This is a genomic window from Bacteroides sp., from assembly GCF_052357945.1.
Classification (GTDB): Bacteria; Bacteroidota; Bacteroidia; order Bacteroidales; family Bacteroidaceae; genus Bacteroides.
Genome location: NZ_DAWCXD010000305.1, coordinates 1 through 1,782 on the forward strand (window position 1 = coordinate 1; position 1,782 = coordinate 1,782).

At 43.4% G+C, this 1,782-nt stretch carries 1 protein-coding gene; it reads right to left on the reverse strand.

Features of this window, described 5'->3' with window-relative positions; translation table 11 throughout:
* Window positions 1-1,237 (reverse strand): family 78 glycoside hydrolase catalytic domain (locus ACT8YW_RS23165; protein WP_444107273.1); only part of this gene is annotated, 1,237 nt, incomplete at its 3' end.
* Window positions 1,238-1,782: the final 545 nt, after the last annotated feature.

Consider the following 1,782-nt stretch of genomic DNA (forward strand, 5'->3'; position numbering starts at 1 on the left):
TCTCCAGTTCCTTTGCGATGGAAGTAACGGGGATGGACTTCAACGACTTGATGGCGACATTCCCAGTGGCAGTTATGGAAACGTAACGGTAGCCGAAAAAGGTACAGTGAGGATAGTAGGCCACATAGTTATCTCCGGCAGCAAAGGTGTAGTCCAGGCGGATACCAGTGTGGGGAATGCGCAGGTTTTCGCGATGGCAGCTTCCTTCCGGACCGTCCATGCCACGAATCTTGGCACCGTTGCCGTCATTGAGCAACTCTGCGGGAAGGCAGGTCAGCACTGTTCCCTCGGCAGCTTTGAATACGAAAGAGGGTACACCGGCACAGTTTTGCCCGAAATCCACCACTAACGTCTCTCCCGGACTTATGGTCATCTCCGTGCCCGATGCGAACTCACGGGCAATAATCACTTTACCGAACTCATTCTCTTTCGCTCCTTCTATATTCTTCCAAATGTATGCTCTGACAGGAGCGAGGGCGAGATCGGTGCGCAGATAGACTTCCGCTCCGTCCGAAGGCAAAATGTCACCAGAAAATTCGGTATTCTCTTCGGGGGTGGAGAGTTTGTCCACACATTCGTAGCCCATCGGTTCGCGTGCATCATACTCTTCTCCGTCAAAGATGCCGGCATGTTTCACCGGACCGGCAATTCCGGCTTTCCAGTTTTTAAGGTCGGTACCGTAGCACTTCTTAGTTCCGTCAGAAAAAGTAAGTTCCAATACACCGCGGAAAGCACACTTTTTGCCTATCATGCCATCATATCCTCCGGGGGTTATGATTTTGTCAGCCCACCATCCCGGTGTCACTTGTACGGAGAGCATGTTGTCGGCGTTTGGCTTGGTACGGATGACATCTGTGATATCATAGGTAAAAGAACGTTTGGTCTTGGCATAGTGTGTGAAGCCCGGTTTCAGGAATTCCCCGCCTACGGGTTTCCCATTTACATACAACTCGTAAACTCCCAGTCCAGCGGTCATCCACTTAGCAGAGATGACTTTCTGTTCATTTTTCACAGTGGACACAAACCAACTGGCACCATCGGCTGCGCGACCGTTGTTATGTCCTTTCACTACAGGAGCATCTACTGCGGAAATCCATTTGGATTCGTTCCAGGCTGATGCTTCCAATGCGTCAGTACGTTTTCCGACTTCAGTTGCGTTTATCAGTCCGCTATTCGAGAAAAGCGCGAGAATCATTACCGAAATAAGATTCGCAAAACAATGGAAATTCATTTTCATACTTATATGTATTTTTTAGTATTAAAAGATTAACTTAGAAATGCTGTTTTAGTCTTACGGGACTTGCACAACAAAATTACAGAATTATATGATATGACAGACGATTTCTACATTTTTTTTGACTCAATAATGGTTTCTGTTTAATCTGAAGCTTTTTTGCGTTAGATGATCAATTATCAAGCAAAATAATAAATGTAAAATAATACGACCAATACATTCGCTAGCCCTATTGTATCAATTGTTTATCAAATAAGAAAAGTAAAATGCCGGTTATTCAATGCAATCGTTCTTTCTTCCTTACACTTTACGTCCGAAATCGTATAAACTTACTTCGAGTTTATAATAAATAAGTGAATAGTTTATTAAAAACGGTATCCGAGTTTATTAAAAACTATTTTTAGGCACTTCCGGTATTTAAAACAGAATTATTGCAACAAAAATGGGCAAGAACCTTCACAGTTTCTTACCCATTCGTTATCCTAGTTATGCATTTCGCACATCCACCTATTGAACTTATGTCACAATATTTATATCTTTCATTATTA